This window comes from Pseudomonas sp. B22129 (genome assembly GCF_044218875.1).
GTDB lineage: Bacteria > Pseudomonadota > Gammaproteobacteria > Pseudomonadales > Pseudomonadaceae > Aquipseudomonas.
This window is the reverse complement of sequence record NZ_CP162592.1, coordinates 781089-805113: the sequence shown is the minus strand read 5'-3', so window position 1 is coordinate 805113 and position 24025 is coordinate 781089. Positions and strand designations below refer to the sequence as shown.

Sequence of the window (24025 nt, the reverse complement as noted above, 5' to 3'; positions counted from 1 at the left end):
CCTGTTCATTTTGTATGTGGGTTGCTCCATGAAGTTGTCCATGCCGCGATTCGATCAAGCCCCTGTCTTGGTGGTCGGCGATGTCATGCTCGACCGTTACTGGCATGGCGGTACCTCACGGATTTCCCCTGAGGCACCGGTACCGGTAGTCAAGGTCGAGCAAATCGAAGACCGTCCAGGTGGCGCTGCCAACGTTGCCCTCAATATTGCCGCCCTCGGCGCCCCGGCCTCTCTGGTCGGTGTAACCGGCGACGACGAAGCCGCCAACAGCTTGGCCAACAGCCTGCGCGGTGCCGGCGTGCGTGCACTGTTCCAGCGCATCGCCCATCAGCCGACCATCGTCAAGCTGCGGGTCATGAGCCGGCACCAGCAATTGCTGCGTATCGATTTCGAAGAACCCTTCGCCACCGATGCCCTGGCCCTGAGTGGCCAGGTCGACGCGTTGCTTGAAGGTATCAAGGTGCTGGTGCTGTCCGACTACGGCAAAGGCGCCTTGAAAAATCACCAGGAACTGATCCAGGCCGCCAAGGCCAGGGGCATTCCTGTATTGGCCGACCCCAAGGGCAAGGACTTCTCGATTTATCGGGGCGCCAGCCTGATCACGCCAAACCTGAGCGAGTTTGAAGCCATCGTCGGCGGTTGCGCCGATGAGCACGAGCTGGTCACGAAAGGCGCCACACTGATGGCCGACCTCGACCTCGGCGCGTTGCTGGTCACCCGCGGCGAACACGGCATGACGCTGTTGCGCCCGGGCCACCCGGCGATGCACCTGCCAGCGCGTGCCCGTGAAGTGTTCGATGTCACCGGCGCCGGCGACACGGTCATTTCCACCCTGGCCGCCTCCATTGCGGCCGGTGAGGAACTGCCCCACGCCGTGGCCCTGGCCAATCTGGCGGCAGGCATCGTGGTCGGCAAGTTGGGTACGGCAGCGATCAGCGCACCTGAACTGCGCCGCGCGATCCAGCGCTCCGAAGGCTCGGAACGCGGCGTGCTGGGTATCGAGCAATTGCTGCTGGCCATCGACGATGCCCGTGCCCACAACGAAAGCATTGTGTTCACCAATGGCTGCTTCGACATCCTCCATGCGGGCCACGTGACCTACCTGGAGCAGGCGCGCGCCCAAGGCGACCGCCTGATCGTTGCCGTTAACGATGATGCGTCGGTCAGCCGCCTCAAAGGCCCGGGCCGTCCGATCAACAGCGTCGACCGGCGCATGGCCGTACTGGCCGGTCTGGGCGCCGTGGACTGGGTAATCAGTTTCCCTGAAGGCACCCCGGAAAACTTGCTGGCTCAGGTCAAGCCGGACGTGCTGGTCAAAGGCGGCGATTATTCCGTCGACCAGGTCGTGGGGGCCGATATCGTCAGCGCCTACGGTGGCAAGGTCAAAGTGCTGGGCCTGGTTGAGAACAGCTCGACCACGGCCATCGTCGAGAAGATTCGCAACAATGAGTAAGGCGGCCAAGTGGGTCCTGATCACAGGCGGTGCCGGCTTTATCGGCTCGCACCTGGTTGATGCCTTGCTCGCCAAAGGGTATGGCGTGCGGGTGCTGGACAACCTGTCGACCGGCAAGCGCAGCAATTTGCCGTTGGGCAACCCGAACGTCGAGCTGATTGAAGGTGATGTGGCCGATGCCGAGTCGGTGGCGCAAGCGGCCACCGGTGCGACGGCGGTGGTGCACCTGGCTGCTGTGGCGTCGGTGCAGGCCTCCGTGGATGACCCGATCAGCACGCACCAGAGCAATTTTGTGGGCACCTTGAATGTCTGCGAGGCCATGCGCAAAGCCGGCGTCAAGCGCGTGGTGTTTGCGTCCAGCGCGGCGGTGTACGGCAACAACGGTGAAGGCGCCTCGATTGACGAAGAGACCACCAAGGCACCGTTGACGCCTTATGCTTCGGACAAGCTGGCGGGCGAGCATTACTTCGACTTCTACCGCCGCCAGCATGGCCTGGAGCCGGTGATTTTCCGTTTCTTCAATATCTTCGGGCCGCGTCAGGATCCGTCCTCGCCGTACTCCGGCGTTATCAGCATTTTCAGCGAACGCGTGCAGCAGGGCGTGCCGATTGCCGTGTTTGGCGACGGCGAGCAAACTCGCGATTTCATGTACGTGGGCGACCTGGTGGACTTGCTGGTGCAAGCCATCGAGGTGCCGGATGCGCCGCTGGGTGCGATCAACGTCGGCTGGAACCGCACGACCACGCTCAAGCAGGTGTTGCAGGCGCTGGAAGAGATTGTAGGCAAGTTGCCGACGGTGACTTACGGGCCCGCGCGCTCGGGCGATATTCGGCATTCGCGGGCGAACAACCAGCGGCTGTTGGCCAACTTTACCCTGCCCGAACCGACCCCGCTGAAAGTCGGCCTGGAGCGGCTTCTTAAAGGCTGACCACAATCAAAATGTGGGAGCGGGCTTGTGTGGGAGCGGGCTTGCTCGCGAAGGCGGTGGACCAGCCACCACATTCATGACTGACCCACCGCATTCGCGAGCAAGCCCGCTCCCACATTGATCTGCTGCGTTTTTGAGTTCAGCGACCGGCTTTTTTCTTCGGCACAATCTTGCGCAGCACCCGCTGTGCCAGGCGCTTCAATTTCGACTCTTTCTCCGGTTCTGCCAAACCCTGCTGGCGCAGCCAGTCCTTCCAGCGAATCCGCTCGTCACGCACCAGCCAGCCCTCCTGTTGTGCGAAGCTTTCGGCCAGGTACAAGCCGCGTGTGCTCGCCGGGATGAGCTGGTCTTTCTTGACGGTGTACAGCTCGGCGATGGGCTGGCCGTCCTTCAACGGCATCAGGTACAAATCCGGGCGTTGGCGATCAAGGCGCGCCACCAGCTGGTCGCCTTCGAGACGTTCATCCACATGGAACAGGCTGAGGGATTTGGCTTCCCTGGGCACTTCCAGGCGCAGGTCATAAATCAACTGCAGTGACGCCGTGGGCAGGTGCACATAGGCCCGTGGGCGCTCGATCAGTTGGGTGGTGGCGCAACGCACCGGGCGGGCGGCGCCGGACAGCGGGCTCAGGCGAAACGGCAGGGCTTCGCGGTAATGCAGGGCGGCGGAGTAGGGCGCCGGCAGCCAGGTGTCATTGAAGCGTCCGCCGAGCCAGCCTTCGGGCGTCTCGAGCAAACATTCTTCGGCAATTTCCTGGATCGCAGTGTGCAGTGGCAGGTTCAGTTCATGGGCGGGGACGTAGCCGGAGATCAGCTTGAGCACCACGTCACCACGGTCCTGGCGCCGTTGGCGCACCAGCACCCAGTAATCTTTGTTTTGCCAGTGAAGGGTCAGGCGTACCGACACCCCCAGGTTGGCCAGCTCCAGGGCGAAGCGCTCGGGGTCGGCCACGTCCACCGGCTTGCGCCGTTGCAGGGTCTGGGCGAAGTTGAGCGGCATGCCCACGCTCTGGTAACTCAGGCCTTCGGGTGTGGCTTCGACGTGCAGCGGCAGTGTTTTGAAGTTGCTGGGGTTTTTTCTTATGAGCGTTCGCGGCATGTCGGCTCCTTCTTGCGACGGGGTCGGCCGCGTGGGCGGCATCAGAGTTGACGAATGACCTGGGCAGCGGTCGCCACGTTATGGGCCAGGTGCAGCGGATTAATGGTCCCGACAATAGCACTGGCGACGCCCGTTTGCGCAAACAACAACATGAAACTGGCATGAATTGGATCCATTCCGGGTTCCAGGCACACGTGGCCACTGGCCAAAGCCTTTTTCACCAGAATTCCCTTGCCGTGCGCTGCCGCATAATCAATCACGGCTTTCTCGCCCTGTTCGTTCAGATTGTAGGTGACCATGGCGCAATCGCCCCTTTCCAGAGCCTTCACGCCGCCTTCGACGGTTTTTCCGGAGAAGCCGAAGCCGCGAATCTTGCCTTCTTTTTTCAGCGCCGCGAGGGTCTCGTAGACTTCGCAATCGTTGAGGATATGCAGGTCATTGCCGTCGGAGTGCACCAGCACCAGATCGATAAAATCCGTTTCAAGCCTTTTCAGGCTGCGCTCGATCGACATCCGTGTGTGGGCTGCACTGAAGTCGTGACGGGACTGGCCCTCTTCGAACTCTTCACCGACCTTGCTGACAATCACCCAGTCTTTGCGCTGGCCACGCAGCAGCGGACCGAGGCGTTCTTCGCTGCGCCCATAAGCCGGGGCAGTGTCGATCAAGTTGATGCCCAGTTGTTGGGCCTGGCGCAGCAACATCCGCGCTTCGTCATCGTCTGGAATCTGGAAGCCGCTGGGGTATTTCACCCCTTGGTCGCGGCCCAGCTTGACGGTGCCCAGGCCCAGCGGCGAGACCAACAGGCCGGTGCTGCCCAAGGGGCGATGCAGGTCGTGCAGGGTCGGCAGGCTCATGGCAACAGGTGCTCCCAGGCAGGTTGGCCGATGGCTGGTTTCGGCAGGTCGGGCAGGGCTTCGGTGGCGGTTGGGCGAATGCCGTCGCGCTCCAGGGCGCTGAGCACCCGGTCCGCGAAGTCCGGTGCCAGTGCCAGCTTGGTCGGCCAGCCGACGAGCAAGCGGCCCTGTTCGGCGAGGAAGGCATTGTCGGGGCGGGTGAGGCCCGATTGCAGCGGCTCGGCGCGGTCGACGCGTAGGGTTGCCCAGCGGGTTTGGCTCATGTCGATCCACGGCAGCAGTTGCGCCAACTCTTTTTGCGCGGTGGCGATCTGTTCTTCAGGCGTGCGCACCACACCCTCGGCCTCGGCAATGTCGCCGCCCATGTACCACACCCAGTTGCCATCGGCGGCCGGGTGGGTGGTGACGGTGATGCGCGGCTTGGTGCCGCCGCCCAGGCAGTGGGCGTACAAAGGTTTGAGGCCGGGGCCCTTGGCGATGATCATGTGCAGCGGGCGGGTCTGCATGGCCGGCTGGCTGAGGCCCAGGGCGCCGAGCAAATCCGCCGTGCCGCCGCCCGCGCTCAAGACGATGCGCTGGGCGCGGATTTCGCGGCCATCCACCTTCAAGCCCACCAGCGTGTCGCCTTCGCGCAGCGGTTCGATGTGCTGCCCGGCGAGCAAGCCGTCACCGGCCAGTTGCGCCAGGCGCTCGACCAGGCTCGGCACGTCGATCACCAGTTCTGCCAAGCGATAGACCTTGCCTTTGAAGCGGCGGTCTTGCAGTGCCGGGGGCAACTCCTCGCCCTTGACCTGGTCCACGCGCCCGCGCACGGCCTTGCTCGCGAAGAAGCTGGTGAGGTTGCCGGCAATCGTGCCGGGGGACCACAGGTAATGGGCTTCAGAGAGCAAGCGCACGCCGGACAGGTCCAGCTCACCGTTGCCCGCCAGCGCTTCACGCCAGCGGCGCGGCATATCGGCGATGGCCTCGGAGGCGCCGGTGAGGGCGCCGTGCAGGGCGTATTTCGCACCGCCGTGAATGATCCCCTGGGACTTCACGGTTTGCCCGCCACCCAGGGTGGCGCTTTCCACCAACACGGTGGAAAACCCCTGGCGGCGCAGGCGCGCATTCAGCCAGAGGCCGGCAACCCCGGCGCCGACAATCAGAACGTCGGTGGAAATAACGGATGGCATCGGCGACCTCAGTGTTCAAGACAAGAGGCGCAGTATACAGGCTGTTGAGGAGTGGTCAGTGCCCGGCGGTTTTCGAGAACAGCTGAATCACCACCACGCCCAGCACAATCAGGCCCATGCCCAGCATCGCCGGAACATCTAGCTTCTGCCCGTAGATAAACAGCGCGGCGACGCTGACCATCACAATCCCCAGGCCCGCCCATACCGCGTACGCCACGCCCACCGGCACGGTGCGCACCACCAGGGTGAGCATCCAGAACGCCACGCCGTAACCCACGATCATCAGCAGCAGCGGGATGGGTGTGCTCAGGCCTTTGACGGCCTTCATGGAAACGGTCGCGATCACTTCCGAGCAAATGGCAATGGCCAGGTAGACATAGGCGATATTCATGGGGGTGTCCTCGGTGTGTGGCGTGCTGGATAAGGTCGCCATTCTAACGTTTAACAAGATGGGATAAAGTCATTACCTATCCGATTTAAAGATGGGTTGAGCCATGAGTGTGCAATGGAACCTGGAGCAGATGCGCCTGTTTGTCAGCGTCGCCGAGCAGCGATCGTTTTCGGCCGTGGCGCGTCACCAGCGTAAGGCGCAGTCGGCGGTGAGCAGCGGCATTGCACTGCTCGAGGCGGACTTGGGGCTGAGCCTGTTCGAGCGCAGCAGCGGCCGTCAGCCCGTCTTGACCCAAGCTGGCAGCGTCTTGCTGGAGGAAGCGCGCGAAGTCTTGCGCCAGTGCGAGCGCCTCAATGGTCGCGCGCTGGCGCTGACACGCGGTGAAGAAGCCCTGCTGCGCCTGGCCCAGGACGAAGCCATGTTGTTCCAGCCCGTGCTCGACAGCCTTGAAGCATTGGCCGCGCAATACCCGCATCTGGAAGTGCAACTCTCCAGCGCCGCCCAGGGTGATGTGGCGCGCAAGCTGGTGGAGCGCAAGGCGGATTTGGGCCTGTTGTTCTATCACGACCAGATCCCCGAAGCCCTTGAGCGGCGGGTGGTGGGCAGTGTGGAGATGGTCACGGTGTGCGGTGTGAATCACCCGCTGGCCCAGGAAAAGTACGTGACCTGCCAGCGCCTGGCGCAGTTTCGCCAATTGCTGATGTCGACCCAGACCAGCGTCTACCCCGGCAGCGAAGCCGCCAGCCCCTTGGTGTGGCGTGCGGACAGCTTCTACGTGCTCGCCGAATGGTTGATGAGCGGCCTGGGCTGGGCCTGGTTGCCCCTGCATATCGTGCAGTACCCGACCTATCAGCAACAGATGGTCGAACTGGACAGCGAATGGACCCCGCCAGCCCTGGTCGTTGAGCTGGTCTGGCGCCGCGACGAACACCTCGGCCCCGCCGCACGCTTTTTGGCCGAACGATTTGCCGAGTGCCTGCAGGCGATTGACTGAAAAAGCCGATAAACTCCGCCGCCATGAATAGAACTCTCTACAGCTGTCTGTTTTACCTGGCGCTGCCGTTGGTGGCTTTACGTTTGTGGCTGCGCGCACGCAAGGCACCGGCCTACGCCAAACGCGTGGGCGAGCGTTTCTCGTATGGCTTGCCGGTGATGAAACCGGGGGGGATTTGGGTGCACGCCGTTTCAGTGGGCGAGAGCATTGCTGCCGCGCCGATGATTCGCGGGTTGATGGAACGTCACCCCACGCTGCCCATCACGGTCACCTGCATGACGCCCACCGGTTCCGAGCGCATCCAGGCGCTGTTCGCCCATGAGCCGCGCGTCCAGCACTGCTATCTGCCCTATGACTTGCCCTGCGCAGCCAAGCGGTTTCTTGATCGCGTTCAGCCAAAACTCGCGGTCATCATGGAAACCGAGCTGTGGCCTAACCATATCCATGCCTGCGCGCAACGCGGCATTCCAGTGGCCTTGGCCAATGCTCGGCTATCGGCGCGCTCGGCCAAAGGTTACGGGCGTTTCGCCAAGTTGACCGCGCCGATGCTGGCCGAAATGAGCCTGTTCGCCGTGCAGACGCACACCGAAGCCCAGCGTTATCTAAGCCTCGGCGCGCGCCCGGAAACGGTCGAGGTCACCGGTTCGATCAAGTTCGACCTGACCATCGACCCGCAATTGCCGGTGCGCGCCGCCGCCTTGCGCGAACAATGGGGCGCCAGCGAGCGGCCGGTGTGGATCGCCGCCAGCACCCATGAAGGCGAAGACGAGGTGGTGCTCGCCGCCCATCGTCAACTGCTCGACAGCTACCCCAACGCACTGCTGATTCTGGTGCCGCGCCATCAGGAACGTTTTGGCCCGATGTTCGAGCTGTGCACGCAGCAGGGGTTTGTCACGGTGCGCCGCTCCAGCGGCGAACCGGTGACCGCGCAGACCTCGGTCTTGCTGGGCGACACCATGGGCGAGTTGCTGTTTCTGTATGCCTTGGCCGACAGCGCCTTCGTTGGCGGCAGCCTGGTGGCCACCGGCGGCCACAACCCGCTGGAGCCGGCAGCGCTGGGCAAGCCGGTGATCATGGGGCCGCACGTGTTCAACTTCCTCGAAATCACCGCGATGATGCGTGAAGCCGGGGCGCTGCGAGCGGTGGATGACGCCGATGGGCTGGCCGAAGCTGTGCGGCAGTTGTTTGAACTGCCGCAGGATGCACGCAACATGGGCGCGGCCGGGCTGAAAGTGATGCAAGCCAACCAGGGCGCGCTCAAGCGCTTGCTGGATGGCCTGGACAGATTATTGAGTTAACACGGAACAAAATGTGGGAGCTGGCTTGCCTGCGATAGCATCACCCCGGTGTATTTGAAGGACCGAGGTGTCTGTATCGCAGGCAAGCCAGCTCCCACACAAGCCAGCTCCCACATTTTTTTGTGCTCAGGAGCCCGGGCGAGCCTTGAGCTGCTCGGCAGCCGCCTTGGCCAAATCCGGCGGCAGGAAGTCTTTGTCCGGGTTGTAGTCAGCCTTGAGGTAACGCGCCAGGTCCTGCAAATCCCCCGGGTTCAAGGTGCCGGCTGCCTGTTTCAAGCGCAGGTTGTCGAGGATGTAGTCGTAGCGGCTGTTGTTGTAGTTGCGCACCGACGAGTACAGCTGGCGCTGTGAATCCAGCACGTCGACGATGTTGCGCGTGCCCACCTGATAGCCGATTTCCGTGGCTTCCACCGCGCTCTGGTTGGAGATGATCGACTGGCGGCGCGCCTGCACCTGTTCCACATCGGTGTTCACCGCGCGGTGCAGGTTGCGGGTGTTTTCCACCACCTGACGGCGCAGGCCTTCACGTTGTTGCTCGCTCTGGTCGAGGCGTGAATAGGATTCGCGCACTTGCGAACTGGTCAGGCCGCCGCTGTAGATCGGGATGTTCAGGCGCAGGCCGATGGTGCGTTGCGACACATCGCCACCGTAAGGCACCGGCAGTTGGTTCGGGTTGCTGAAGCCGAGCGCGTCGTTGTCACCTTTTTCGTATTGCGCCACCGCGTCCAGCGTCGGCAAGTGGCCGGCTTTGCGCTGGCGCAGGGTTTCTTCGGCGGCGGTCACCGCATAGTTGCTGGCCAGCAGGTTGAGGTTCTGGCGCCCGGCGGTTTCAACCCAGGCTTTGGCGTCGTTCGGTGCTGGTGGCAACACCGGCAGCGTGTGGACGATGCCCTGAATCGAGTTGTACTGGCGGTTGGTCAGGGTGATCAGCGCTTCGAAGGCGTCGTCGACCTGGCGCTGCGCAACAATGCGGTTGGCGCGCGCGGTGTCGTAGCTGGCCTGGGATTGCAGCACGTCGGTCTTGTCGGAAAGGCCCACGTCGAAGCGCTCGTTGGACTGGTCGAGCTGGCGCTTGAACGCGTTTTCCTCGGCCTTGGTCGAGGCCAGGTTGTCCTGGGCGCGCAGCACGGCGAAGTAGTTTTCGGCGCTTTGCAGGATCAGGTTCTGCTCGGTGGCCGAGAGTTGCAGCGCGGCCTGCTCGTTGACGGCCTCGGCGGCTTGCAGTTGGAACCAGCGGTCGGCGCGGAACAGCGGCTGGCTCAAGGTCGCACGCCAGGAATGGGCGTCGCGGTTGACGGTGGCCGCCGGCTGGTCGATCTGGGTGCGCAGTTTATTGCTGTCGGCACCGGCTGACAGGTTGGGCAGCAGCCCGGCGCGGGCCTGGGGCACCACTTCTTTCTGTGCGCCATATTGAGCGCGGGCGGCGGCCAAGTCGGCGTTATTAAGGGCTGCTTCCTGGTAGACGCTGACCAGATCGGTTTGGGCGGACAAGGGCGCTTCTGCTGCCCAGACCATTCCGTTGGTCGCACAAGACACGGCGAGAGCCAGTGAGAGTTTGCGCAGCATGTGGCGATCCCTAGAGTGAATATGGCGGCGATAATTAAGCGCCCAACGCTACGCGAGCATTGGGCAACGCCCGAGTGTAGTGGCCAGATCACGGCGCAACAATCCCGCAATCACGCCATTCATCACGCTGAATGCACCGTCATTGGCAATTTGCCCTCGGCATGGTCTAGACTGGCCGCGTTCTTGTCGGGGTGCCTTGTTGGAAGGCTGAGATCGGTAAATACCGGATCCCGTTGAACCTGATCAGGTTAGCGCCTGCGTAGGGAACAAGATTTCTCGTCACCCGGCGAGTCCTCTTGTGCTTCGTCCGGGATGTTGTTCGTTTATTGAACAACCCTCGTGCACCGAGCACAGCACTGGTTTCAGTGCGTCCATCCGTCCCAGGTTCGCTCCGACAAAAATCCACCGCCTGGATAGTTGGAGAGCCCGTGATGACGACAACATTAAAAAATACCGTGCACCTGAGTGAATCGGCCAAAGTCGACTCCGGCTCCGTGCAACCGTTTACCCGCTCGCAAAAAATCTACGTACAAGGCACCCGCCCGGACATCCGCGTGCCGATGCGTGAAATCAGCCTGGACGTGACCCCCACCGATTTCGGCGGTGAAATCAACGCGCCTGTGGTCGTCTACGACACCTCCGGCCCGTACACCGACCCCAATGTGATCATCGACGTGCGCAAAGGCCTGGGCGATGTGCGCTCGCCGTGGATCGAAGTGCGCGGCGACACCGAGCGCCTGCCAGGCCTGAGCTCGCATTTCGGCCAACAGCGCCTGAGCGACGCCGAGCTGACCGCGCTGCGCTTCGCCCACGTGAAGAACCCGCGCCGCGCCAAAGCCGGGGCCAACGTCACGCAGATGCACTACGCGCGCAAAGGCATCATCACCGCCGAGATGGAATACGTCGCCATCCGCGAAAACATGAAGCTTGAAGAAGCCCGCGCCGCTGGCCTGATGGAGCAGCAGCACGCCGGCCACAGCTTCGGCGCCAGCGTGCCGAAGATCATCACGCCGGAATTTGTGCGCGAAGAAATCGCCCGTGGCCGTGCGATCATCCCGGCCAACATCAACCACACCGAACTGGAACCGATGATCATCGGCCGTAACTTCCTGGTGAAGATCAACGGCAACATCGGCAACAGCGCCTTGGGTTCGTCCATCGAAGAAGAAGTGGCGAAACTGACCTGGGGCATTCGCTGGGGTTCGGACACCGTGATGGATTTGTCCACCGGCAAGCACATCCACGAAACCCGCGAGTGGATCATCCGTAACTCGCCGGTTCCGATCGGTACTGTGCCGATCTACCAGGCCCTGGAAAAAGTCGGCGGCGCCGCTGAAGACCTGACCTGGGAGCTGTTCCGCGACACGCTCATCGAGCAAGCCGAGCAAGGCGTCGACTACTTCACCATCCACGCCGGCGTGTTGCTGCGCTACGTGCCGCTGACCGCCAAACGCGTCACCGGTATCGTCTCCCGTGGCGGTTCGATCATGGCCAAGTGGTGCCTGGCGCACCACAAAGAAAACTTCACCTACACGCATTTCGACGAAATCTGCGAAATCATGAAGGCCTATGACGTCAGCTTCTCCCTCGGCGACGGCCTGCGCCCGGGTTCCATCGCCGACGCCAACGACGCCGCGCAATTCGGCGAGCTGGAAACCCTCGGCGAGCTGACCAAGACCGCCTGGAAGCACGACGTACAAACCATGATCGAAGGCCCGGGCCACGTTCCGATGCAGTTGATCAAGGAGAACATGGACAAGCAGCTCGAATGCTGCGACGAAGCGCCGTTCTACACCCTCGGCCCGCTGACCACCGACATTGCGCCGGGTTACGACCACATCACTTCCGGCATTGGCGCGGCGATGATCGGCTGGTTCGGTTGCGCCATGCTCTGCTACGTCACGCCTAAAGAGCACTTGGGCTTGCCGAACAAGGATGACGTGAAGACCGGGATCATCACCTACAAGATCGCGGCGCATGCGGCGGACTTGGCCAAGGGGCACCCGGGCGCGCAGATTCGCGACAACGCTTTGAGCAAGGCACGCTTCGAGTTCCGCTGGGAAGACCAGTTCAACCTCGGCCTGGACCCGGACACCGCGCGCTCGTACCACGACGAAACCTTGCCGAAAGACTCGGCCAAGGTCGCGCACTTCTGCTCGATGTGCGGGCCGAAGTTCTGCTCGATGAAGATCACCCAGGAGGTGCGTGAGTACGCGGCCAACCAGCGCATTGAAGCGGTGGATGTGGACGTGGCCAAAGGCCTGGCCGAGCAGGCGGAGCGGTTCAAGCAGGAAGGCAGTCAGCTGTACAAGAAAGTCTGATCCCATCCCTGTGGCGAGGGAGCTTGCTCCCGCTGGAGTGCGCAGCACTCCCAAAACTGCAACGGTGTTTCAACTGGCATATTTCAATTGCAGATTTTGGGGCGGCTTCGCCGCCCAGCGGGAGCAAGCTCCCTCGCCACAGGAGCTACCCATCAGCTCCTCAGAGATAACACCCTTGAGCATTCAACCCAGCACCTATTCGCCGGACATCGCGGTGCCTGCTGACAAAAGAGTCTTCGGCGCCCGCGACCTGTTCTCCCTGTGGTTCTCCCTCGGCATCGGCCTGATGGTCCTGCAAACCGGCGCACTGCTCGCGCCGGGCCAGGGCTTGTCCGGCTCATTGCTGGCAATTTTCCTCGGCACGCTGGTGGGCGTTTTGCTGCTCGCTGCCGTCGGCGTGATCGGCAGCGACACCGGTCTGTCCGCCATGGCCGCGCTCAAGCTCAGCCTCGGCGCCAAAGGCGCGAGCCTGCCCGCATTGCTGAACCTGCTGCAACTGATCGGCTGGGGTTCGTTTGAAATCATCGTGATGCGCGACGCCGCCAGCCTGCTCGGCACGCGCGCGTTCAGCGAAGGCAGCCTGTTGGCCAGCCCAATGCTGTGGACGCTGTTTTTTGGTGGTCTGGCGACGTTACTGGCCGTCAGCGGGCCGCTGACCTTCGTGCGGCAAATCCTGCGCAAGTGGGGCATCTGGCTGCTGCTGGCCGCTTGCCTGTGGCTGACCTGGAACCTGTTCGCCAAAGCCGATCTGGCCGCGCTGTGGGCCAAACCCGGCGACGGTTCGATGCCTTTTGCGGTGGGTTTTGACATCGCCATCGCCATGCCGCTGTCGTGGCTACCGCTGATTGCCGATTATTCGCGTTTCGGCAAGCGCGCCAAAAGCGTGTTCGGCGGCACTGCGCTGGGCTTTTTTATCGGTAATTTCTGGCTGATGAGCCTGGGCGTGGCCTACACCCTGGCGTTCGCGCCCAGCGGTGAAGTGAATGCGCTGTTGCTCGCACTGGCTGGCGCAGGCCTGGGCATTCCGCTGCTGTTGATTCTGTTGGACGAGTCGGAAAACGCCTTCGCCGACATTCACTCGGCGGCGGTCTCCAGCGGGATTCTGTTGCGCTTGAAGGTCGAGCACCTGGCGTTGGCCATCGGTGTGATCTGCACCTTGATCGCCTGCTTTGCGCCGTTGGCGCAGTACCAGAACTTCCTGCTGCTGATCGGTTCGGTGTTTGCGCCGCTGTTCGGCGTGGTGTTGGTGGACCACTTCATCCTGCGCCGCCGTGGCCAGGGCAGCGTTGGCAGCCTGCATTGGCCGGCGCTGGCGGCGTGGCTGGGCGGCATCGCCACCTATCACGTGCTGGCCAATTTGTATCCGGATGTCGGTGCGACCCTGCCGGCGCTGGTGCTGGCAGGGCTGTTGCAACTGATTCTGGGCCGGGCGTTTAGTGGCGCGCGGGTATCAGTTCAGGCTTGAGAACGCCGGTGAGGCGCGCGTAGGGGATGGTCATTTCGATCAGCCCCAACGCATAAGGACCGATGGTCGCCACGTTGTACTTGAGTACCACGCCGGCGCTGGTCAGCGCCACGTTCGGGGTTTTCTGGAACGGCCAGTTCTTCACGAACTCCGGGTCGCGGTCCATCTGCGAGTTGATCAGCCAACTGTTGTGGGCGACTTTCGCGGTGTTCCAGAAGGCCTGTTCCTGGCCCGGCAGCAGCATGTCGGTCAGGCTCAGCTCTTTGTGCAGCGCGCGTGAGTAGTTAATGAAGCCACGGCCGGGCTCGCCATGGGCGGCGCCCGTATCCAGGTAGCTGGACACTTCAATGATCACCAGTCCGTCATGCTGTTCGCGTACCTTGGCTTGCAGGTACATGCTGTTGCGGTCCGGCGATTCGCGCAGGAACTTGTCACGGTAGGCATTCAACGTCGGCGGTACGCTGGCGCCCGGTGTGGTGCGGGTCATTTGCAACAGGCGTTGTTCCACCAGCGTGTCGAGTTGTGGCTCGCTCGGGAAGTGCACGGTGTCGATATTAACCAGCGGGCAGTCTGGGCTGTCGCAGCCGGGTTTGATCTGTTCCGAGGCGTCCGGTTTGGTCTCCAGCGGCTTCAGCGAGCCAGGCTGGAACAGGCTCTGGCAGGCGCCCAGAGTCAAGGCGATACAGGCCACGGAGGCGATTTTTAAAAGCGACATGGGTGTCCTTCACAAATCGATGGAAAGCGAAAAAGAGTAGCGCTTCGACTGCGAACAAAGCAGTCAGTTCGCCACTAAGCTGATTAGAGTGAGTTTGACGCCCGCCGTCTATCCCGGCAACCGGAAAGGGGCTGCACCGAGGGCGGTGGCGCGTTAGGATGGCGCCAATTGTACGGGCACAACGAAGGTGAATATGACGGACATTGCCAAATCGACGCCGAACACGATTGAAATCGTTCAGCGCGACAATGCCTACCAGGGCTTCTACAAGCTTGATCGCGTGCAACTGCGCCACGAGAAGTTCGATGGCGGCATGAGCCGGGTGATCAACCGCGAAGTCTTCGTGCGTCATGACGCCGTGTGCGTACTGCCCTATGACCCGCAACGTGACGAAGTGGTGCTGATCGAGCAGTTCCGCGTAGGTGCCATGGGCCGCACCGACAACCCGTGGCTGGTGGAGATGGTTGCCGGCCTGATCGACAAGGATGAAGAACCGGAGGAGGTTGCGCACCGCGAAGCCGAGGAGGAAGCTGGGCTGACGTTCTCCGCGCTGTGGCCCATTACCAAATATTTTCCTTCGCCCGGCGGCAGTACCGAATTTGTTCACTTGTACCTGGGCCGTTGCGACAGCTCGGGCGCCGGTGGCGTCCATGGACTGGAAGAAGAGGCAGAAGATATCCGCGTCACCCCGTGGGCGTTCGAAGATGCCCTGCAAGCGGTGCGTGACGGCAAAATTTCCAACGCAGCCAGCATTATCGCCCTGCAATGGCTTGCGCTTAATCGCGCGGAAGTGAGGGGGTTATGGCAGTAAAGGCACGGGAACGTTATCGAGTCGACCTGATCGGGTTGCAAGCCGCCTGCGAGGCCAACTATGCGCGGCTGATGCGCTTGCTCCCCGACATGCGCCACACCCCCGAGGCGCGGCGCATTGCCGTGACCCATGGCGACCAGATGCTCGGCGTGCTGACGCTTGAGGTGATCGTCAATTGCCCGTACACCACCACCCTGCGCGTACGCCAAGAGCACAGCCTGCCCTGGCTGCCGGTGCCGCAGCTGGAAGTGCAGGTGTATCACGACGCACGGATGGCCGAAGTGATCAGCGCCGAACATGCGCGACGCTTTCGCAGCATCTATCCTTACCCGAACGTGTTCATGCACCAGCCCGATGAGAAAGCACAGCTCAATGTGTTCCTCGGTGAGTGGTTGAGCCATTGCCTGGCCCTGGGCCACGAGTTCGAAGTTGTGCGGTAGATGTGAACTGCATCTGCTTCCTCTGGTTTCCTCTTGTGTCCTGCCCCAGCATAATCGCGCCAATGACTATTCCTGTGATTGCCTTGGGAGAGCGCCTTGCCGAGCGTATCCACCGTGAACCCTGATGCGCCGGCGTTGCTGGTGCAGTTGTCCGACAGCCACTTGTTTGCCGAGGCCGACCGTACGCTGCTGGGCATGAACACCCACGAAAGCCTGCAACGGGTGATCGAGCTGGTGCGCGAGCAACAGCCGCAGATCGATCTGGTACTGGCTACAGGGGACCTGTCCCAGGACGGCACGCTGGAGTCTTATCAGCAATTTCGCAAGATGACTCAGGTCATCAGCGCCCCGGCGCGCTGGATTCCCGGCAACCACGATGAGCCGCAGATCATGGCCCATGCCGCCGTGCACAGCGATTTGCTGGAGCCGGTGGTCGATATCGGCAACTGGCGCGTGACGCTGCTGGACTCTGCGGTGCCAGGCTCCGTGCCCGGCTATCTGCAGGATCAGCAACTGCAACTGCTTGCCCAAGCCCTGAGTGAAGCGCCGAACCGTCACCACCTGGTGTGTTTCCATCATCACCCGGTGCCGATCGGTTGTGCGTGGATGGAGCCTATTGGCTTGCGCAACCCGGAGGCGTTGTTTGCCGTGCTGGACCGCTTTCCTCAGGTCAAGGCGGTGCTGTGGGGGCATGTTCACCAGGAAATCGACCGCGAGCGTAACGGCGTGCGCTTGCTGGCCTCACCGTCCACCTGCATCCAGTTCGCACCGGGCAGTGAAGACTTCAAGGTCAGCGAGCAAGCGCCGGGGTATCGCTGGTTGCGGTTGCATGCCGACGGACGGTTGGAGACTGGCGTAGAGCGAGTCCAGAACTTCGCTTTTACCGTCGATTACGGCAGCAACGGTTATTAACCGCTGCAAACACTGATTAAAAATGTGGGAGCGGGCTTGCTCGCGAATACGGTGTATCAGTCACCAGATATATTGACTGACACCCCGTATTCGCGAGCAAGCCCGCTCCCACATGGGTTCTGCGGTGACAGAAAGATCAGGGACTCACACAGGCTCCCGATCCCTGTAAACTGCGCCTCTTTGGCACAAGCATGGAGAGCCCGGCATGTCCGCTTCGATCTTGTATATCCACGGTTTCAACAGCGCGCCGGTGTCCAACAAGGCCAGCCAGTTGATCACCGTAATGGACAGCCTCGGCCTGGCCGACAGGCTGCGTGTGCCGGCCCTGCATCACCATCCGCGTCAGGCAATTCCTCAATTGGAAGAGGCTATTGCGCAACTGGGGCGGCCGCTGCTGGTCGGCAGCTCACTCGGCGGCTACTATGCAACCCATCTTGCTGAACGCCATGGCCTCAAGGCGCTGCTGGTGAACCCGGCGGTCAGCCCCCATCGGATGTTCGACGGCTACCTGGGCACCCAGAAGAACCACTACACCGATGAAACCTGGGAACTGACCCACGACCACGTCGCGGCCCTGGCCGAGCTGGAGGTTGCGGCGCCCCAGGACGCCGGGCGTTACCAGGTGTGGTTGCAGACCGGCGATGAAACGCTGGATTATCGCCTTGCCCAGCAGTATTACCGTGCCTGCGCCTTGCGCATCCAGGCCGGCGGCGACCATGGTTATCAGGGGTTCGCCCAACAATTGCCGGCGATGTTGAGCTTTGCCGGTATTGGCGCAGATCAGTACCAATCCTTCGATTTTTCTTCATTGTAAGAATCGCAGGTCACTTTTTAATCGAATGACTCACGACGAGACCCCATGGCCACTCCCAGCGCTAGCTCTTATAACGCCGACGCCATCGAAGTCCTCTCGGGCCTCGACCCGGTGCGCAAACGCCCCGGCATGTATACCGACACCAGCCGGCCGAACCACCTTGCCCAGGAAGTCATCGACAACAGTGTCGACGAAGCCTTGGCCGGCCACGCCAAATCGGTACAGGTCATCCTTCACGCCGACCATTCCCTGGAAGTGTCCGACGATGGTCGCGGCATGCCGGTGGACATCCACCCGGAAGAGGGTGTGTCAGGTGTCGAGCTGATCCTCACCAAGCTCCACGCGGGCGGCAAGTTCTCCAACAAGAACTACCAGTTCTCTGGTGGCTTGCACGGTGTGGGTATTTCCGTGGTCAACGCCTTGTCGAACCACGTGCGGGTCAAGGTCAAGCGCGACGGCAACGAGTACGAGATGACGTTCGCCGATGGCTACAAGGCCACCGACTTGCAAGTCATCGGCACCGTTGGCAAGCGCAACACCGGCACCAGCGTGTACTTTGCGCCGGACCCGAAGTACTTCGATTCGCCCAAATTCTCCATCAGCCGCCTCAAGCACGTACTTAAGGCCAAGGCTGTGCTGTGCCCGGGCCTGCTGGTCAGTTTTGAAGACAAAGGCACCGGCGAAAAAGTCGAATGGCATTACGAAGACGGCCTGCGTTCTTACCTGGAAGATTCCGTCAGTGACTTCGAACGCCTGCCGAACGAGCCGTTCTGCGGCAGCCTGGCCGGTAATAAAGAAGCCGTCGACTGGGCGCTGCTGTGGTTGCCGGAAGGCGGCGACAGCGTGCAGGAAAGCTACGTCAACCTGATCCCGACGGCCCAGGGCGGCACCCACGTCAACGGTTTGCGCCAGGGCTTGCTGGATGCCATGCGCGAATTCTGCGAATACCGTAGCCTGCTGCCGCGCGGCGTGAAGCTGGCGCCGGAAGACGTGTGGGAGCGCATCGCGTTCGTGCTGTCGATGAAAATGCAGGAACCGCAATTTTCTGGCCAGACCAAAGAGCGCCTGTCATCCCGTGAAGCAGCGGCATTTGTCTCCGGTGTGGTCAAGGATGCGTTCAGCCTGTGGCTCAACGAGCACCCCGAACTGGGCCTGGCCCTGGCGGAGCTGGCGATCAACAATGCTGGCCGTCGCCTGAAGGCGAGCAAGAAAGTCGAACGCAAACGCATCACCCAGGGCCCGGCACTCCCGGGCAAGCTGGCCGACTGCGCCGGGCAGGACCCGATGCGTTCCGAACTGTTCCTGGTGGAAGGTGATTCCGCCGGCGGTTCCGCCAAGCAAGCGCGGGACAAAGAGTTCCAGGCGATCCTGCCGTTGCGCGGCAAGATACTCAACACCTGGGAAGTCGATGGCAGCGAAGTCCTGGCCAGCCAGGAAGTGCACAACATCGCCGTGGCCATCGGGGTCGACCCGGGCGCGGCGGACATGAGCCAACTGCGCTACGGCAAGATCTGCATCCTTGCCGACGCCGACTCCGACGGCCTGCACATTGCCACCTTGCTCTGCGCGCTGTTCGTGCAGCACTTCCGCCCATTGGTGGATGCCGGCCACGTCTACGTCGCCATGCCGCCGCTGTACCGCATTGACCTGGGCAAAGAGATTTTCTACGCCCTCGACGAAGCCGAGCGCGATGGCATCCTTGACCGCCTGGTGGCCGAGAAGAAACGCGGCAAGCCACAGGTCACGCGATTCAAAGGCCTGGGTGAGATGAACCCGCCGCAGCTGCGCGAAACCACCATGGACCCGAACACCCGGCGCCTGGTGCAGTTGACGCTCGAAGACTACGCCGCCACGTCGGAAATGATGGACATGCTGCTGGCGAAGAAGCGCGCGCCGGACCGCAAGTCCTGGCTGGAATCCAAAGGCAACCTCGCCGAGGTTCTGGGCTGATGCGTACAGGTTTCGCCCTGGCGATCCTGATATCAAGCGGGTTGGCGGCCACTCCAGTGGTTGCCGCACCCGTGGCTGAGCTCAAACTCGTATCCGAACATCCGGTGGACGGGATGCGTGGCGGTAACCTGTCGGGCCTGGCGTTGTGCGGCAAGGATTTGTGGACCGTGTCTGATCGTGATGACGATCAGATTTATCGTCTGGATATCAGCGCGCCGACCTGGCAGGCCGAAACGGTGAAAATCGACGTGCCGCCCGTGCCTGAGTCGGGGTTGCCGTGGGGGTTGCGTTCGCGTACCAAGGCCGCTTCGTTCATTCGCGGTGGCGACCTGGATTTCGAAGGCATCACCTGCGATGGCGCGGGAAACCACTACATTGTCAGCGAAGCCCATGCGGCGGTGCTGCAAGTGCCGGTGAGCGGTGCGCCGCAGTGGCTGAAAATCGCCCCGGGCATGGTGCGTGAAGCTCGCGCCAGTGGCATGTTGCTGCATTTCAATGCGTTGTTCGAAGGCCTGGCGATAAACCCGGACGGCAATCAGATTTGGCTGGCGGCCGAGCGCGAGCGGCGTGGATTAATCTCCATCAAACGTGCGCAAAGTGTGTGGGACTGCGACGGGCCCTGTGTATTGCTGAGCGAGGCTGGCCAGGAAGTGCAGCCGGCGCAGTTTACCAACGCCAAAGCGGTGTCCAAGGATTTTGCCGATCTGGCGCTGTTCAACGGCAAGCTGTTTACCCTGGAGCGCAATGCGTTCCAGATTTGCCGGCGCGATGCGGTCACCGCCAAAGTCGAGCTGTGCTGGTCGTTTGCCGACGAGACCCTGGCGCCGCACCGGCGCTATGCCCAGCCTTACGGCCTGGCCGAAGCCCTGGTGGTGGATGCCGAAGGCGCCTGGCTGGGCATCGACAACAACTTCGGCCCGCGCGCCGATGGTGAAAAACGCCCGGTGGTCTATCGTTTCGCCGCCCCTGCGGGTGGCTGGAGCGCCAAGCCTTGAGCACTCAGCCGCCCGGCAAGCGTGCCGGCCGTGTATTGATGTTTGTGGCTTGGGGCGCCGGGCTGTTTTTGGCGACACACTTTTTTGGGCAATGGGAAACGCGTCAGGAGAACCCCAATGCCGTGGTGACCTCAGAGAAACACGAGGGTTACATCGAAGTAAAACTGCTCGGCAATAACCAGGGGCATTTTGTCGCCAGCGGCCAGATCAACGGCCAGCCGGTGGCTTTTATGCTTGATACCGGGGCTACCGATGTGGCGGTTCCGGCCGGGTTGGCCGATCGCCTGGGGCTTAAGCGCGGCATGCCGGTTACCTTGAGTACCGCCAATGGCTTGAGCCAGGGGTTTCGTACCCACCTCGACCGCCTGCAACTCGGCGAAATCGTCCTGCAGGACGTACGTGCCCTGGTGGCACCGGGGTTGGACGGCGATCAGGTATTGCTGGGCATGAGTGCACTGAAACAACTTGAATTTACCCAGCGCAGCGGCACTTTGCTGCTGCGCCAGACCAAACAATGATGAGGCCCGCATGAGTGACATCCTCGCAGACAGCTTAGACGGCGTAGAACGCCGGTCGCTGGCTGACTTCACCGAAAATGCCTACCTCAACTACTCCATGTACGTGATCATGGACCGTGCTCTGCCGCATATCGGCGACGGCCTGAAGCCCGTGCAGCGGCGCATCATCTACGCCATGAGTGAGTTGGGCCTGGACGCTGATTCCAAGCACAAGAAGTCCGCGCGTACCGTCGGTGACGTACTCGGCAAGTTCCACCCCCACGGCGACTCGGCGTGCTACGAAGCCATGGTGCTGATGGCTCAGCCGTTCAGCTACCGCTACACGCTGGTGGACGGCCAGGGTAACTGGGGTGCGCCGGATGATCCCAAGTCCTTCGCCGCCATGCGTTACACCGAAGCGCGGCTATCGCGTTACTCCGAAGTGCTGCTCAGCGAATTGGGGCAGGGCACCGCTGACTGGGGCCCTAACTTCGACGGTACCCTCGACGAACCTCTGGTGCTGCCGGCACGTTTACCGAATATCCTGCTCAATGGCACCACCGGCATTGCCGTGGGCATGGCCACCGACGTGCCGCCGCATAACCTGCGCGAAGTTGCCACGGCCTGCGTACGTTTGCTCGATGAGCCCAAAGCCACGGTCGAGCAGCTCTGCGAGCACATCCAGGGTCCGGATTACCCGACCGAAGCGGAAATCATCACGCCGCGCGCCGACCTGCTGAAAATGTACGAAACCGGCAAGGGCTCGGTGCGCATGCGCGCCGTGTACCACATTGAAGACGGCGACATTATTGTCACCGCGCTGCCGCACCAGGTGTCCGGCGCCAAGGTGCTGGAGCAGATCGCCGCGTTGATGCAGGCAAAACCGTCGAAATTGCCGCAGGTCGCTGACCTGCGTGACGAATCCGACCATGAAAACCCATGCCGTATCGTGATCATCCCGACCAACAGCCGGGTCGATCACGAAGTGCTGATGCAGCACCTGTTTGCCAGCACCGACTTGGAGTCCAGCTACCGGGTCAACGTCAACATCATCGGCCTGGACGGCAAGCCGCAGCTGAAGAACCTGCGCAACCTGCTGGTGGAGTGGTTGGAGTTCCGGGTAAGCACGGTGCGCCGCCGCCTGCAATTCCGTCTGGACAAGGTCGAGCGTCGCCTGCACCTGTTGGACGGTTTGCTGATTGCCTACCTCAACCTGGATGAAGTGATCCACATCATCCGCACCGCCGAGCACCCGAAAGCCGAGCTGATCGCGCGTTTCGAACTGAGCGAAATCCAGGCGGACTACATCCTCGACACCCGTTTGCGCCAGCTTGCGCGATTGGAAGAAATGAAGCTGCGCGACGAGCAGGACGCGCTGCTCAAGGAACAAGCCAAACTGCAAGCCCTGCTGGGCAGCGAAGCCAAGCTCAAGAAGCTGGTGCGCAGCGAACTGATCAACGATGCCGAAACCTATGGTGATGACCGTCGGTCGCCCATCGTCGAGCGTGCTGAAGCGAAAGCGCTGACAGAAACCGAGCTGCTGCCAAACGAGAAAATTACCGTCGTTCTGTCGGAAAAGGGTTGGGTTCGTTCTGCCAAAGGGCATGATATCGACGCAACCGGCCTGTCGTACAAAGCTGGCGACGGTTTCAAGACCGCTGCCGCCGGGCGTTCCAACCAGTTTGCAGTGTTTATCGACTCCACCGGGCGCAGTTACTCGGTACCGGCCCACACCTTGCCGTCGGCACGGGGCCAGGGCGAGCCACTCACCGGCCGTCTGACACCGCCACCGGGGGCGAATTTCGAATGCGTGCTGCTGCCGGACGATGATTCGCTGTACGTCATCGCTTCCGACGCGGGTTACGGGTTCGTGGTCAAGGGTGAAGACCTGCAGGCCAAGAACAAGGCGGGCAAGGCGTTGTTGAGCCTGCCCAACAACGCCAAGGTGATCTTGCCGCGCACGGTGGAAGACCGCGATAGCAACTGGCTGGCGTCGGTGACCACTGAAGGGCGCTTGCTGGTGTTCAAGATCAGCGATCTGCCACAGCTGGGTAAAGGTAAAGGCAACAAGATCATTGGTATTCCAGGGGAGCGGGTGGCCAGTCGCGAAGAGTACGTGACCGACATCGCGGTGATCCCGGAAGGCTCTACCCTGGTGCTTCAAGCCGGCAAGCGCACGCTGTCGCTGCGCCCTGACGACCTTGAGCACTACAAGGGTGAGCGCGGCCGACGCGGTAACAAACTGCCGCGCGGCTTCCAGCGTGTGGATGCATTGTTGGTGGAAACACCCGTTTAAGGCGCTTTAGAGCCCCCGATCTACGATTTAACGCGTAGATCGGCACTATGACGCTGGAGTCACGGCGCATATTCACGGATGATATGGCCTTTCCAGCGCCGGCGTGGCCGAGCGCGTTTAGGTTATTTTTAGTATTACATTGTGGTTCGCCTTGTGGCAGCCACCTGGATGGGATGATGACTGCTCCACGCCTTCCTTTATTTTTGATGCTCGCTGGCCTTTTGGGGTTGGCGGGTTGCAGCACACACCAGCCGGTGTCGCTGTACCAGCTGGACAGCGGAAGTCCGGCTCAGCCAGCCCAAACGGCTGGCATGGCTGTATTGCTGGGTCCGGTCGTCGTTGCTGACTACCTGCAACGCGAAACCCTGCTGCAACGTCAGAACGACGGCAGCCTGCAAGGTTCCACCGATGGTCGTTGGGCGGGCAGTTTGTCGTCCGATATCAACCAGCTGATGTTGCGTCAGGTCGCCGGCCAGTTGGACAGCCAGCGTGTGGTGCTCGCGCCTGCGCCAACGGGTTTTACCCCGGATGTGCAAGTGTTGCTGACCATTACCCGGCTCGACTCGGGTGCTTCGCAGCCGGCGATCCTCGACGCGCAGTGGCGCTTGATCGACCGCCGTGGCCAGGTGCGCGACAACCGCATCGTGCACCTGCAGGAAGAACACACCGGCACCACCGCGTCCCAGGTCCAGGCCCAGGGCGTGTTGCTGCAGCATTTGGCACAGCAGTTGTCAGTGGCCCTCAAGCCATTGGCCAACCAGCCGCCGGTCGCCGAGGCACCGCGCAAGCAAGCGCCAGCCCAGGCCAAGCCGGCAGCGCCGGAGAAGCCCAAGATGCCGATGGCAACGCCGATTCGTACGGATATGGAAGTGTTCAGGTTCTGATCTGAATCGCGCATAAACAAAAGGCCCGCTTACTCAGCGGGCCTTTTTGTTGTCTGCGATTTGAGCCATGCCACACACACCTTGTGGGAGCGGGCTTGCCCGCGATGGCGGTGGTTCAGCCAATGATATGTCGACTGATGTTCCGCTATCGCGGGCAAGCCCGCTCCCAC

21 protein-coding genes and 1 riboswitch are annotated in these 24025 nt (G+C 61.9%); of the genes, 15 read left to right on the top strand and 6 right to left on the bottom strand.

Annotated elements, in window-relative coordinates; translation table 11 throughout:
• Window positions 1-28 precede the first annotated feature (28 nt).
• On the top strand, window positions 29-1453 hold the full coding sequence (gene hldE / locus AB4P94_RS03675; RefSeq protein ID WP_395609446.1) for a bifunctional D-glycero-beta-D-manno-heptose-7-phosphate kinase/D-glycero-beta-D-manno-heptose 1-phosphate adenylyltransferase HldE: 1425 nt from the start codon (window positions 29-31) through the stop codon (window positions 1451-1453).
• Window positions 1446-2381: an NAD-dependent epimerase/dehydratase family protein gene (locus tag AB4P94_RS03670; protein ID WP_395609445.1), complete on the top strand. Its 936-nt coding sequence runs from the start codon at window positions 1446-1448 to the stop codon at window positions 2379-2381. The genes hldE and AB4P94_RS03670 overlap by 8 nt, the downstream gene beginning before the upstream one ends.
• 139 nt (window positions 2382-2520) lie before the next feature.
• Here the strand turns inward: AB4P94_RS03670 and AB4P94_RS03665 are convergent, their stop codons facing one another.
• From AB4P94_RS03665 to AB4P94_RS03650, 4 genes are read right to left on the bottom strand one after another with little or no spacing between them, the layout of a single operon-like run.
• Window positions 2521-3480, bottom strand: coding sequence for a metal ABC transporter ATPase (locus AB4P94_RS03665; RefSeq protein WP_395609444.1), 960 nt, complete (start codon window positions 3478-3480; stop codon window positions 2521-2523).
• Between the two features lie 41 nt (window positions 3481-3521).
• Window positions 3522-4334, bottom strand: coding sequence for an aldo/keto reductase (locus tag AB4P94_RS03660; protein ID WP_395609443.1), 813 nt, complete (start codon window positions 4332-4334; stop codon window positions 3522-3524).
• Window positions 4331-5506, bottom strand: a complete 1176-nt coding sequence (locus tag AB4P94_RS03655) for an NAD(P)/FAD-dependent oxidoreductase (protein ID WP_395609442.1) — start codon at window positions 5504-5506, stop codon at window positions 4331-4333. The genes AB4P94_RS03660 and AB4P94_RS03655 overlap by 4 nt, the downstream gene beginning before the upstream one ends.
• 55 nt (window positions 5507-5561) lie before the next feature.
• Window positions 5562-5897, bottom strand: a complete 336-nt coding sequence (locus AB4P94_RS03650; RefSeq protein ID WP_016972634.1) for a multidrug efflux SMR transporter — start codon at window positions 5895-5897, stop codon at window positions 5562-5564.
• 103 nt (window positions 5898-6000) lie between these two features.
• Here AB4P94_RS03650 and AB4P94_RS03645 point away from each other — a divergent pair, with 103 nt between their 5' ends.
• Window positions 6001-6891, top strand: a complete 891-nt coding sequence (locus AB4P94_RS03645) for a LysR family transcriptional regulator (RefSeq protein ID WP_395609441.1) — start codon at window positions 6001-6003, stop codon at window positions 6889-6891.
• Window positions 6892-6914: 23 nt separating this feature from the next.
• The gene (gene waaA, locus AB4P94_RS03640) at window positions 6915-8189 is read left to right on the top strand and encodes a lipid IV(A) 3-deoxy-D-manno-octulosonic acid transferase (protein WP_395609440.1); all 1275 of its coding nucleotides are present in this window, start codon (window positions 6915-6917) and stop codon (window positions 8187-8189) included.
• 126 nt (window positions 8190-8315) lie between these two features.
• Here waaA and AB4P94_RS03635 read toward each other — a convergent pair whose 3' ends face one another.
• Window positions 8316-9755: a TolC family outer membrane protein gene (locus AB4P94_RS03635; RefSeq protein WP_395609439.1), complete on the bottom strand. Its 1440-nt coding sequence runs from the start codon at window positions 9753-9755 to the stop codon at window positions 8316-8318.
• A gap of 177 nt (window positions 9756-9932) precedes the next feature.
• Window positions 9933-10038: riboswitch (TPP riboswitch) on the top strand.
• A gap of 148 nt (window positions 10039-10186) precedes the next feature.
• Between AB4P94_RS03635 and thiC the strand changes: the two genes are divergently transcribed.
• Together thiC and cytX are read left to right on the top strand one after the other, a co-directional pair.
• Window positions 10187-12076, top strand: a complete 1890-nt coding sequence (gene thiC / locus AB4P94_RS03630) for a phosphomethylpyrimidine synthase ThiC (RefSeq protein ID WP_395609438.1) — start codon at window positions 10187-10189, stop codon at window positions 12074-12076.
• 175 nt (window positions 12077-12251) lie between these two features.
• On the top strand, window positions 12252-13541 hold the full coding sequence (gene cytX, locus AB4P94_RS03625) for a putative hydroxymethylpyrimidine transporter CytX (protein ID WP_395609437.1): 1290 nt from the start codon (window positions 12252-12254) through the stop codon (window positions 13539-13541).
• Here the strand turns inward: cytX and AB4P94_RS03620 are convergent.
• A complete protein-coding gene (locus AB4P94_RS03620) occupies window positions 13510-14256 on the bottom strand; it encodes an RsiV family protein (protein ID WP_395609436.1) in 747 nt (248 codons plus the stop codon). The genes cytX and AB4P94_RS03620 overlap by 32 nt on opposite strands.
• 193 nt (window positions 14257-14449) lie before the next feature.
• Here AB4P94_RS03620 and AB4P94_RS03615 point away from each other — a divergent pair, with 193 nt between their 5' ends.
• The 9 genes from AB4P94_RS03615 (at window position 14450) to AB4P94_RS03575 (ending at window position 23855) form a co-directional block, all read left to right on the top strand.
• Window positions 14450-15067 carry an NUDIX domain-containing protein gene (locus AB4P94_RS03615; RefSeq protein ID WP_395609435.1) on the top strand — a complete coding sequence of 206 codons (618 nt, stop codon included), beginning with the start codon at window positions 14450-14452 and terminating at the stop codon, window positions 15065-15067.
• Entirely contained in the window at window positions 15058-15507 is a 450-nt protein-coding gene (locus tag AB4P94_RS03610) for a DUF1249 domain-containing protein (RefSeq protein ID WP_003209507.1), read from the top strand. Before AB4P94_RS03615 ends, AB4P94_RS03610 begins: the two co-directional genes overlap by 10 nt.
• A 96-nt stretch (window positions 15508-15603) precedes the next feature.
• A complete protein-coding gene (gene cpdA, locus AB4P94_RS03605) occupies window positions 15604-16419 on the top strand; it encodes a 3',5'-cyclic-AMP phosphodiesterase (RefSeq protein ID WP_395609434.1) in 816 nt (271 codons plus the stop codon).
• Window positions 16420-16624: 205 nt separating this feature from the next.
• The gene (locus AB4P94_RS03600) at window positions 16625-17233 is read left to right on the top strand and encodes a YqiA/YcfP family alpha/beta fold hydrolase (protein WP_395609433.1); all 609 of its coding nucleotides are present in this window, start codon (window positions 16625-16627) and stop codon (window positions 17231-17233) included.
• 45 nt (window positions 17234-17278) lie between these two features.
• Window positions 17279-19183, top strand: a complete 1905-nt coding sequence (gene parE, locus AB4P94_RS03595; protein WP_395609432.1) for a DNA topoisomerase IV subunit B — start codon at window positions 17279-17281, stop codon at window positions 19181-19183.
• Window positions 19183-20178: an esterase-like activity of phytase family protein gene (locus AB4P94_RS03590; protein ID WP_395609431.1), complete on the top strand. Its 996-nt coding sequence runs from the start codon at window positions 19183-19185 to the stop codon at window positions 20176-20178. Before parE ends, AB4P94_RS03590 begins: the two co-directional genes overlap by 1 nt.
• On the top strand, window positions 20175-20696 hold the full coding sequence (locus AB4P94_RS03585; RefSeq protein WP_395609430.1) for a TIGR02281 family clan AA aspartic protease: 522 nt from the start codon (window positions 20175-20177) through the stop codon (window positions 20694-20696). The genes AB4P94_RS03590 and AB4P94_RS03585 overlap by 4 nt, the downstream gene beginning before the upstream one ends.
• 10 nt (window positions 20697-20706) lie before the next feature.
• On the top strand, window positions 20707-22971 hold the full coding sequence (parC, locus tag AB4P94_RS03580; RefSeq protein WP_395609429.1) for a DNA topoisomerase IV subunit A: 2265 nt from the start codon (window positions 20707-20709) through the stop codon (window positions 22969-22971).
• A 173-nt stretch (window positions 22972-23144) separates the two neighbouring features.
• The gene (locus tag AB4P94_RS03575) at window positions 23145-23855 is read left to right on the top strand and encodes a membrane integrity-associated transporter subunit PqiC (protein ID WP_395609428.1); all 711 of its coding nucleotides are present in this window, start codon (window positions 23145-23147) and stop codon (window positions 23853-23855) included.
• Window positions 23856-24025: the final 170 nt, after the last annotated feature.

What these genes read in the sequence shown, in the direction of transcription:
- thiC (WP_395609438.1), top strand. Translation starts at nt 10,187, where the DNA reads ATGACGACAACATTAAAAAATACCGTGCACCTGAGTGAATCGGCCAAA.
- AB4P94_RS03645 (WP_395609441.1), top strand. Translation starts at nt 6,001, where the DNA reads ATGAGTGTGCAATGGAACCTGGAGCAGATGCGCCTGTTTGTCAGCGTC.
- parE (WP_395609432.1), top strand. Translation starts at nt 17,279, where the DNA reads ATGGCCACTCCCAGCGCTAGCTCTTATAACGCCGACGCCATCGAAGTC.
- AB4P94_RS03655 (WP_395609442.1), bottom strand. Translation starts at nt 5,506, where the DNA reads ATGCCATCCGTTATTTCCACCGACGTTCTGATTGTCGGCGCCGGGGTT.
- AB4P94_RS03635 (WP_395609439.1), bottom strand. Translation starts at nt 9,755, where the DNA reads ATGCTGCGCAAACTCTCACTGGCTCTCGCCGTGTCTTGTGCGACCAAC.
- AB4P94_RS03575 (WP_395609428.1), top strand. Translation starts at nt 23,145, where the DNA reads ATGATGACTGCTCCACGCCTTCCTTTATTTTTGATGCTCGCTGGCCTT.
- AB4P94_RS03670 (WP_395609445.1), top strand. Translation starts at nt 1,446, where the DNA reads ATGAGTAAGGCGGCCAAGTGGGTCCTGATCACAGGCGGTGCCGGCTTT.
- AB4P94_RS03650 (WP_016972634.1), bottom strand. Translation starts at nt 5,897, where the DNA reads ATGAATATCGCCTATGTCTACCTGGCCATTGCCATTTGCTCGGAAGTG.
- AB4P94_RS03620 (WP_395609436.1), bottom strand. Translation starts at nt 14,256, where the DNA reads ATGTCGCTTTTAAAAATCGCCTCCGTGGCCTGTATCGCCTTGACTCTG.
- parC (WP_395609429.1), top strand. Translation starts at nt 20,707, where the DNA reads ATGAGTGACATCCTCGCAGACAGCTTAGACGGCGTAGAACGCCGGTCG.
- AB4P94_RS03665 (WP_395609444.1), bottom strand. Translation starts at nt 3,480, where the DNA reads ATGCCGCGAACGCTCATAAGAAAAAACCCCAGCAACTTCAAAACACTG.
- waaA (WP_395609440.1), top strand. Translation starts at nt 6,915, where the DNA reads ATGAATAGAACTCTCTACAGCTGTCTGTTTTACCTGGCGCTGCCGTTG.
- AB4P94_RS03615 (WP_395609435.1), top strand. Translation starts at nt 14,450, where the DNA reads ATGACGGACATTGCCAAATCGACGCCGAACACGATTGAAATCGTTCAG.
- AB4P94_RS03660 (WP_395609443.1), bottom strand. Translation starts at nt 4,334, where the DNA reads ATGAGCCTGCCGACCCTGCACGACCTGCATCGCCCCTTGGGCAGCACC.
- hldE (WP_395609446.1), top strand. Translation starts at nt 29, where the DNA reads ATGAAGTTGTCCATGCCGCGATTCGATCAAGCCCCTGTCTTGGTGGTC.
- AB4P94_RS03590 (WP_395609431.1), top strand. Translation starts at nt 19,183, where the DNA reads ATGCGTACAGGTTTCGCCCTGGCGATCCTGATATCAAGCGGGTTGGCG.
- AB4P94_RS03610 (WP_003209507.1), top strand. Translation starts at nt 15,058, where the DNA reads ATGGCAGTAAAGGCACGGGAACGTTATCGAGTCGACCTGATCGGGTTG.
- AB4P94_RS03600 (WP_395609433.1), top strand. Translation starts at nt 16,625, where the DNA reads ATGTCCGCTTCGATCTTGTATATCCACGGTTTCAACAGCGCGCCGGTG.